General features: G+C 50.4%; 2 protein-coding genes and 1 rRNA gene. 2 read left to right on the top strand and 1 reads right to left on the bottom strand.

The features are described from left to right. Window positions 1-389 (bottom strand): 16S ribosomal RNA (locus TY03_RS16190); the annotation flags it as partial. 1180 nt (window positions 390-1569) lie between these two features. Between TY03_RS16190 and TY03_RS16185 the strand changes: the two genes are divergently transcribed. Both TY03_RS16185 and pbpC read left to right on the top strand, forming a co-directional pair. Next, window positions 1570-7146: an alpha-2-macroglobulin family protein gene (locus tag TY03_RS16185; protein WP_042371798.1), complete on the top strand. Its 5577-nt coding sequence runs from the start codon at window positions 1570-1572 to the stop codon at window positions 7144-7146. 8 nt (window positions 7147-7154) lie between these two features. Beyond that, window positions 7155-9500, top strand: a complete 2346-nt coding sequence (gene pbpC, locus TY03_RS16180) for a penicillin-binding protein 1C (RefSeq protein WP_042371796.1) — start codon at window positions 7155-7157, stop codon at window positions 9498-9500. The last annotated feature ends 13 nt before the right edge of the window (window positions 9501-9513 follow it).

Below are 9513 nucleotides of genomic sequence, written 5' to 3'. Positions count from 1 at the left end.
TGGTTCAGACTCTCGTCCATTGACCAATATTCCTCACTGCTGCCTCCCGTAGGAGTTTGGACCGTGTCTCAGTTCCAATGTGGGGGACCTTCCTCTCAGAACCCCTATCCATCGAAGACTTGGTGAGCCGTTACCTCACCAACAATCTAATGGAACGCATCCCCATCAAACACCGAAATTCTTTAATAGCAATAAGATGCCTTATCGCTATACTATCGGGTATTAATCTTTCTTTCGAAAGGCTATCCCCGTGTGAATGGTAGGTTGGATACGTGTTACTCACCCGTGCGCCGGTCGTCAGCGGTATTGCTACCCTGCTACCCCTCGACTTGCATGTGTTAAGCCTGTAGCTAGCGTTCATCCTGAGCCAGGATCAAACTCTTCATTGTAAAAGTATTTTTGATTGATTACTAAATTTACACTCAGTAATCGAATTCTTGCTCTGTTAGGATGTTGTAAATTTATTGACGTTTATTCAAATCCCTGCTTCATTTGTAATGAATCAAATCATTGACGGTTTTAAAATTTTACCCGAGATTCCTATCTAAAAAGACAAGTCTCTCGCTCTTGTACTACTTGTATTGTTTATGTAAATCTTTCAAAGAACGCTTCTTTAAGTATGCTTCGTTTTAAAAGCGGATGCAAAGGTAAGACTTTATTTTTAAACACCAAAACTTTTGAGAAGTTTTTTTTGTTTTTCTTTTTCGTCCCGTGCGCTTCTCTTGTCGTCTCTCTTGCGAAAGGAAGAAAAGCCTCTGCGAGCTTTTAAACAGAATGTCAATCTTTCAAGGCTTAGCTTCTCTTGCTAAGCGGATGCAAAAGTAGGCTTTTTACCCATACAAGCCAAACTTAAACACCTTTTATTTTGAATAAAAAGGAAATTAATTTGTAATACACTGAATGAGAGATGTGTTATAAAACATAATTCAGGAAGGGGGAAAAAGGAAAGCAAAGAGAACACACATTATAATATATACGCGCGCGTATACACGCAGATAAAGGAAGAAGAAGGAGGCTTCCTTTTAAACACTGTTAACCGCATTTTGACTTATACATTGCCTCTAGTAGCAAGAGTATATACTCTTACCATCAACTAGTACGTACTTTTAGTATGCAAGAGTACGTATTTAACAGGTAGTTAAAGTAGATATTCCGAGAGCAACGAAAAGCGAAGCTATGAAAGAACGGAACAAATGGCATCAACGCACTCATATACTGATAATTAGATCAATAATAAGAGTTCCATACCCATACACCGTTACCTCTTTTTTTCATTTCTTCCGCTCCTGTCTTCTCGTTTTCCAGAATGGTCGTACTTATTCATTTATCAACTTTAGTCACTCTGCTATCTACTCTATGTTCATTGCGTGGTCTTTTTGTTTCATATCTACACTGCCCAAAAAATTTGTAGATACAGTAAAATCAAATCAAAGAGCCATATTCGCACATCAATGATCAAATCGGGTGTCACTTTTTGAAGATATACATAACCATTTATTTAGATAAATACATTATCTTTGTGTAAAGTGAAATAGCTCGACTATATTATTACCGAAAAACCTATTTATCATGAAACAGGTCAACCATTTTCCCACTACGTATCTTCTCATTCTATTCGCTATGGCGATCGGCATCGTATCGTGTAGCCGTAGCCAAAAGGAGGTTATTCCATCGGCCGCATTCGCTCCGTATGTAAACGCATATACGGGAGGCAATATCTCACAGTCATCGCCCATTCGGATTGAGTTGACTCAAGAACAAGCTGCGGTAGACCTCAATCAAGAATTGAAGGAAAATCCGTTTGACTTTTCGCCTTCACTCAAAGGAAAGGCGTACTGGATCAACAATAGCACCATCGAGTTTTTGCCCGAAGAGGGAGCGTTGAAACCGGGCGAGATGTACGAAGCAAGGTTTCATCTGGGAGACTTTGTACAGGTAGAAAAGGAACTAAAGGAATTTGACTTTTCGTTTCGGGTGCAAGAAAACAACTTCGCTTTGCAACTGCAACCGATTGAAATCGAAGCGGGAAACCCAAACGTGACTATCATCAAAGGCAGCATACGCTTCAGTGACAAGGCAAACAGCGAACAGGTAGGCAAAATGCTATCGGCAAGCAACGGAGCCAAAATCACGGTCAGTGCTACCACAAGCCCGAGTCTGTTTGAGTTTGCCGTAGCGGGAATAGCCCGGCAGAAGAGCGACCTCGAACTCACCCTCACCGCCGATGGTAGTCCGGCAGGAATTGACCGCAAAATAAGCGAGTCCATCATCATTCCGGCACAAGGAAGTTTCCGTTTCTTATCTGCCCAGCGGATTGATGAGCCCGAGAACGGAATTGAGGTCGTATTCTCCGACCCGCTCTCGATGTTGCAAGACTTAAAGGGGCTGATCGAACTACCCGAACTATCTGCTTATATCTTCGAGGTAAAGAACAATAAAGTGAATATCTACTTTGAACCCAGCCAACTGAGCAAACTAACACTGAACATCCACCAAGGGGTGAAGAACTTCGACGAGAAACCACTTGGCAACTCTCATAGCATCGCCTTTAGCGAACTGAACCTGAAACCGCAAGTGGAGATAAAGAAGGCGGGAGCCATCATCCCCGATTCTAAAAACCTGATTATCCCTTTCCGTGCCGTTAGCCTATATGCAGTAGACCTGAGTGTGATTCGCATCTTCGAGAGCAACGTACTACAGTTTATGCAGACCAACTCGCTCGAATCGGGCAATGAACTGCGACGCTCGGGACGGTTGGTGTATAAAAAACGCTTGGTACTAACCAGCGACCCAAGCAAGGATGTGCGCCGTTGGGAAGATTACTCCATAGATCTGGCAGGGCTCATCAAGCAGGAGCCGGGTGCTATCTACCGGGTAGTACTATCGTTCAAGCAAGCGTATTCGGCCTACCCGTGTGGCGGTGGCAGTAGCAACCGAAGCTTTGCACCTGATGATGCGGTCGTGCTGACCAACATATCCGACGGATTGCCTTCGGCCGAGAGCGAAGCCGAATGGGATACGCCACAGGCTTACTATTACTATACCGGAGGCGAACAGCCCGACTGGAGCGAATACCAATGGGAGGAACGCGACAATCCGTGTCACCCATCCTATTATATGCTATCAGATCGCTCGGCTGCCTGCAATGTATTGGCGTCGAACCTGGGGCTGACCGTGAAACGAAACTCACTGAACAAACTTTGGGTAGCGGTGAACAACCTGCTCGATACTCAGCCGGTAAAGAAGGCCACCGTAACCGCTTACAACTTCCAGTTACAACCCATCGCACAGGCCGAAAGTGATGACAATGGATTTGCCACACTCACCCCCAAGGGAGTGCCCTTCATGGTCGTAGCCGAGGCAGACAAGCAAAAAGCGTATGTGAAGGTAGCCGATGGCGAAGAGCTGTCGGTCAGCCGTTTCGATGTAGGCGGCAAGGATATTCAGAAGGGGCTGAAAGGCTTTGTGTATGGCGACCGCGGAGTATGGAGGCCGGGCGATACACTGCATATTTCGTTCATGCTCGAAGATCGCTTGAAACGAATACCAGACAAACACCCGGTGGTACTGGAGCTATACAACCCGAGAGGGCAGTTCTACACCAAACAGCTATCGACCAACGGGTTGAACGGACTTTATACCTTCCACGTAGGCACGCAGCCCAACGATCCGACAGGATTGTGGAACGCTTATATAAAGGTAGGTGGCACCACCTTCCATAAACCACTGCGGGTAGAGACCGTAAAGCCCAACCGATTGAAAATAAACCTCACCTTGCCGGTTGCCATCATCAAAGCCTCAGCAAAGAAGCTGCCAACCACCCTTACGGCCAACTGGCTGACGGGAGCTACTGCCTCTCACCTGAAAGCCACCGTTGAAATGTCGCTGAACAAAGTAGAGACACAGTTTCAAGGATATCAGCACTACCTGTTCAATAACCCTGCCACCAACTTCACCGTAGGTAAGATGGACCTGTTTACCGGTACACTCGATGCCAACGGGCGCACAGCCTTTACATTGGATTTGCCTCAGGCAACAAATGCGCCGGGTATGCTACGTGCCAACATCACCACCCGCGTGTTTGAACCCGGAGGCGATGCAAGCATCAGTACCCTGACAGTGCCCTACTCTCCGTTTACTTCGTACGTAGGCATCAACCTCAACCAGCCCAAGGGGCGATACATGGAGACGGACAAGAATCATACGTTCGATGTAGTTACCCTGAATGCCGAAGGCCGTCCGGTAGACCGTGGCAATCTGGAATATAAGATTTACCGCATCGATTGGAACTGGTGGTGGAGCAAGGCCGATGAATCGTTCGAAACCTACATCAACAGCACCGCCTATACCCCCGTTGCCACAGGCAGACTATCGACCCACGGCGGAAAGGCGCAGATTGGCTTCCGGGTCAACTATCCCGACTGGGGGCGTTACCTTGTTTATGTCAAAGACAACGAAAGCGGACATGCCACCGGAGGAACCATCTACGTAGACTGGCCCGATTGGCGCGGACGTTCGGGCAAGACAGACCCCAGCGGCATCACCATGCTAGCCTTCTCGATTGACAAGGAGAAGTATGCACCGGGCGAAACCGTGACTACCATTATACCCGCCGCTGCCGGAGGTCGAGCCTTGGTAGCGATAGAGAATGGTTCGGAAGTGCTACACCGCGAATGGATCGAAGTTTCGCCAAAGGGCGACACCAAATATCAGTTTAAAGTAACACCCGAGATGGCTCCCAATGTGTACCTGCACATCAGCCTGCTGCAACCGCATGCACAAACGGTCAACGACCTGCCGATTCGTATGTATGGCGTAATACCTGTCTTTGTGAGCAACCGGCAAACGGTGCTCGAACCACAGATCAATATGCCTGCCGTGCTTCGCCCCGAACAGGAGTTCAGCGTAAGTGTAAGCGAAAAGAGCGGCAAACCGATGACCTACACGCTCGCCATTGTAGACGATGGACTGCTCGATCTGACGAACTTTAAAACACCCGACCCTTGGAATGATTTCTATGCACGCGAAGCCCTCGGCATCCGTACGTGGGATATGTTCGACAGTGTACTGGGCGCCTTTACCGGCAGCTACAGTTCGCTATTCAGTACCGGAGGCGACGAAGCCCTCAAACCATCCGATGCGAAGGCCAACCGCTTCAAGCCCGTGGTGAAATTCATCGGTCCCTTTGCCTTAGGCAAAGGCAAAACACAGACGCACCGCATCGCCCTACCGATGTATGTGGGCAGCGTACGAACCATGATCGTAGCCGGACAGGACGGTGCATACGGTAACGCCGAGAAAACAACACCGGTGCGCACGCCCCTCATGCTACTGTCAACCCTACCACGGGTATTGAGCACGAACGAGGAGATTTTAGTCCCCGTCAACGTTTTTGCCATGGAGAATCAGGTAAAAGAGGTTAGCGTATCGCTCACCACCACCGGCAAAGCACAGATTGTAGGAGAAGCCCGGAAAACTGTACGCTTCGCCAAGACGGGCGATCAGTTACTCTTCTTCCGACTGAAAACCCATTCGAAAACCGGGAAAGAGACCATCCGATTAACAGCAAGCGGTGGCGGACAGACCACCAAAGAGCAAATCGAAATAGAGGTACGTAACCCCAACCCTGCTATCACCTTTGCCGAAAGCAAATGGGTGGAGAGTGGTAAGAGTTGCGAACTTCCGTATGCACTGCAAGGTGCGGCAGCCGAAAGCAGCATCCGCCTCGAAGTTTCTCGTCTGCCCTCGGTCGATCTGAGCCGACGGATGGACTTCCTTACCTTCTATCCGCACGCCTGCACCGAGCAGCTTACTTCAAAAGCCATCCCCCTCCTCTACCTGGCACAGTTTAAAACACTGACCGAGACAGAGAACAAAGCCGTACAAAGCGGCGTACAGGATGCCATCAAAGAACTCTATGCAAGGCAGTTGCCCAACGGAGGGTTCGTTTACTGGCCGGGCAATTCCGTAGCCAACGAGTGGATCAGCTCGTATGCCGGCATGTTCCTCAGCCTCGCACAAGAGAAAGGATATGCAGTCAACGCCCCTGTACTGGAGCGTTGGAAGCGTTTTCAACGCATGGCGGCACAAAACTGGAAGCCCGTTGCAGCCGATCAGGATGCCGGTTACTGGCAATCGGACTTGCAACAGGCCTACCGTCTCTATACACTTTCTTTGGCAGGTGCTCCCGAACTCGGGGCGATGAACCGCATGAAAGAGATGCCGCAACTATCGGCACAAGCTAAATGGCGATTAGCAGCCGCTTACGCCCTGAACGGGAAGATGAAACCTGCACAGGAGTTGGTCTATCAAGCTAAAACAACAGTTGAACCCTATTCGCTCCACAACACGATCTACGGATCGTCGGATCGGGACGAGGCAATGATTCTGGAAACCTTGCTGCTGATGAAACGCAAGCAGGAAGCATTGACACAAGCGCAGCGAGTCTCTACCAACCTACTTGCCGAAAGCGCATTCAGTACACAATCCACCGCCTTCTCCCTGTTGGCAATGGGGCAATTGGCAGAATCGCTATCGGGCACACTCAACTTTACATGGACACTCAACGGACGTGTACAACCGGCGGTAAAATCGGCCAAGGCACTCTTCGTTGCTCCCATCGCTACCTCGCCGCGCAACGGAACAGTCACCGTTAAGCAGCTAGGAAGCGGTGCGCTCAAAGTAGACCTGATTGTACGTACACAATTGCTTACCGACACCTTGCCCGCCCGTGCCGATAACCTCAGGCTCGATGTTCGCTATACCGATCTCAACGGAATGCCCGTCAGTATCGAAAAGATGAAGCAGGGAACCGACTTCCAAGCCATCATAACGGTAGCCAACATCAGCGGTACAACCGATTATACGAACCTGGCACTCACGCAGATCGTTCCTTCGGGATGGGAAATTTACAACGAACGCCTTGCCGGACAGGCTGCCGGAGCAAATTACAGCTACCAAGATATCCGCGATGACCGGGTACTGACCTATTTCGACTTGAAGGAGGGCGAATCGAAAACATTCACCACCCGGCTACAGGCCACCTATGCCGGTGAGTTTGTATGCCCGGCGGTGCAGTGCGAAGCCATGTACGATGTACATGCACAGGCACGTACCAAAGCGGGACGTATCTTAGTAGAGAGGTAAGCGGGCGTATGAAGTGGAGAAGTGTACTTCCTTCCGGTAAGCGGGGGAAGATTGTTGCAGGCATTGCATGCCTACTGTTTGTGGGTTATCTGTGTTGCTTGCCGAGACAGCTGTTTCGCGTACCCTATGCCACCGTTGTAGCCGACAGGCACAACGAACTGCTGGGTGCACGCATTGCAACAGATGGACAGTGGCGCTTTCCGCCGCGTGATACCGTACCCGCTAAGGTAGAGGCCTGCCTCGTTGCCTTCGAAGATCATCGGTTTTACAAGCATTGGGGAGTCGACCTACTTGCCGTAGCCCGGGCGACACGACAAAACATAAAGGCCGGACGCGTAGTGAGTGGTGGAAGCACCCTCACCATGCAAACCATCCGGTTGGCACGGGGCAACACCAACCGCAGCTTCGGCGAAAAGTTGATCGAGATGCTTTGGGCTACCCGCCTCGAGTTCCGATGTTCGAAAGAGAAGATACTTGCCCTATATGTATCGCATGCTCCTTTTGGCGGCAATGTAGTGGGACTGGATGCAGCTGCCTGGCGATACTTTGCCCATTCGGCGGAAGAACTCTCGTGGGCAGAGGCGGCCATGCTTGCCGTACTGCCCAATGCACCTGCCATGATTCACCCCGGCAAAGGGCGGCAAACTTTATTAAGAAAGCGCAACAAACTACTGGCTACCTTATATAAAGAAGGCACCATTGATCGGTCTGCTTACGAACTGGCGTTGGTAGAGCCGCTTCCGCAAGAGCCGCGCCCGTTGCCGCAAACCGCTCCGCATCTGATAGATCGCTATTACCAGACGCAACGCGGGCAGTATCATGTATCGACCATCGACCGGGGATTGCAACAACAGGTAGAGGCGGTAGTAGAACGATGGAACAGAGAGTTTGTCCGAAGCGATATCCGCAACATAGCCGTGTTGGTGGTCGATGTACCCAAAGGCGAGGTACTGGCCTACTGCGGCAACACGCACTTAAACAAACAGCTACCCGGCAATCAGGTCGATGTCATTCAGTCGCCCCGCAGCACAGGTAGCATCCTTAAACCGTTCTTGTACGATGCCATGCTGTCCGAAGGGGGGCTGCTGCCCAATACCCTGCTACCTGATGTACCGATCAACATCAATGGCTTTACACCACAGAACTTTAATCAGCAGTTCGAGGGGGCTGTACCGGCTTCGGAGGCCATTGCCCGTTCGCTCAACATCCCGACGGTCATCATGCTGCAACGCTATGGAGTACCCAAATTTTACAGCTACCTGCAACAGTTGGGGCTAACAACCCTCACCAAACCGGCTGCTCATTACGGGCTTTCGCTCATTCTGGGAGGTGCCGAAGCTACCTTATGGGAAGTAACAGAGGGATATCGTAAGCTCGCAGGCAGTTTGCTGCCCCAAGCAGCAACCACACTTCACACAGAGTTCAAACAAGGCAGCAGAGAGAATAGGTTAAACGGAGCAGAGAGCACCATTCATCAGCCATCCGTTAAGATAGACCGTGGTGCGGCCTACCAAACCCTATCGACCTTGCGCGAAGTGAACCGTCCGGATGAAATAGACTGGCGCCTCATCCCCTCCATGCAACCTATCGCTTGGAAAACAGGTACAAGCTACGGCTTTCGAGATGCATGGGCAGTGGGTGTTACCCCCCGCTATGCCGTAGGGGTATGGGTAGGTAATGCCACAGGCGAAGGAAAACCCGGACTGGTCGGTGCACGCACTGCCGGGCCGGTGCTGTTCGACCTCTTCAATCTCTTGCCCGCTTCGGCCTGGTTTAACAGACCAACGGGCGTATTTGTCGATGCTGAAGTCTGCCGCCTGTCGGGTCATCTCAAAAGCCGTTTCTGCGAAGAAACCGATACGCTGCTCATACTCCCTGTCGGACTCAAAACGGAAACCTGCCCATACCATCATGCCGTAACCCTATCGGTCGACGAGCAATTCCGACTCTACGCAAACTGTGCACGTACGGAGCCTACGCTACAACGTAACTGGTTTACGTTGCCGCCCGTGCAGGAGTGGTATTATAAGCAGCAACACCCTGAATATCGTCCGCTTCCCCCCTTCAAACCGGGGTGCGGAGAGGATAACCGACAGCCGATGCAGTTCATCTATCCGCCTGCCAACGCACACATCCGTCTTCCCAAGCAACTCGACGGAACACCCGGACAGATTACCTTCGAGCTGGCACATACACAGCCGCACGCTACGGTTTACTGGCATCTCGACCAGACTTACCTGATGCAGACGCAGGATTTTCATAACCTGTCTATTTTGCCGGTACCCGGTAAACATAGCCTCACGGCAGTAGATGAAGAGGGAAATACCTTATCCACAACATTCTATATCGAATAACTGTTATAACAAA

Source organism: Bacteroides neonati, from assembly GCF_000499785.1.
In the GTDB taxonomy this organism is placed as follows: domain Bacteria; phylum Bacteroidota; class Bacteroidia; order Bacteroidales; family Bacteroidaceae; genus Bacteroides; species Bacteroides neonati.
Note: the sequence above shows the minus strand (reverse complement) of the source record. Positions and strands in the feature narration are given on the sequence as shown.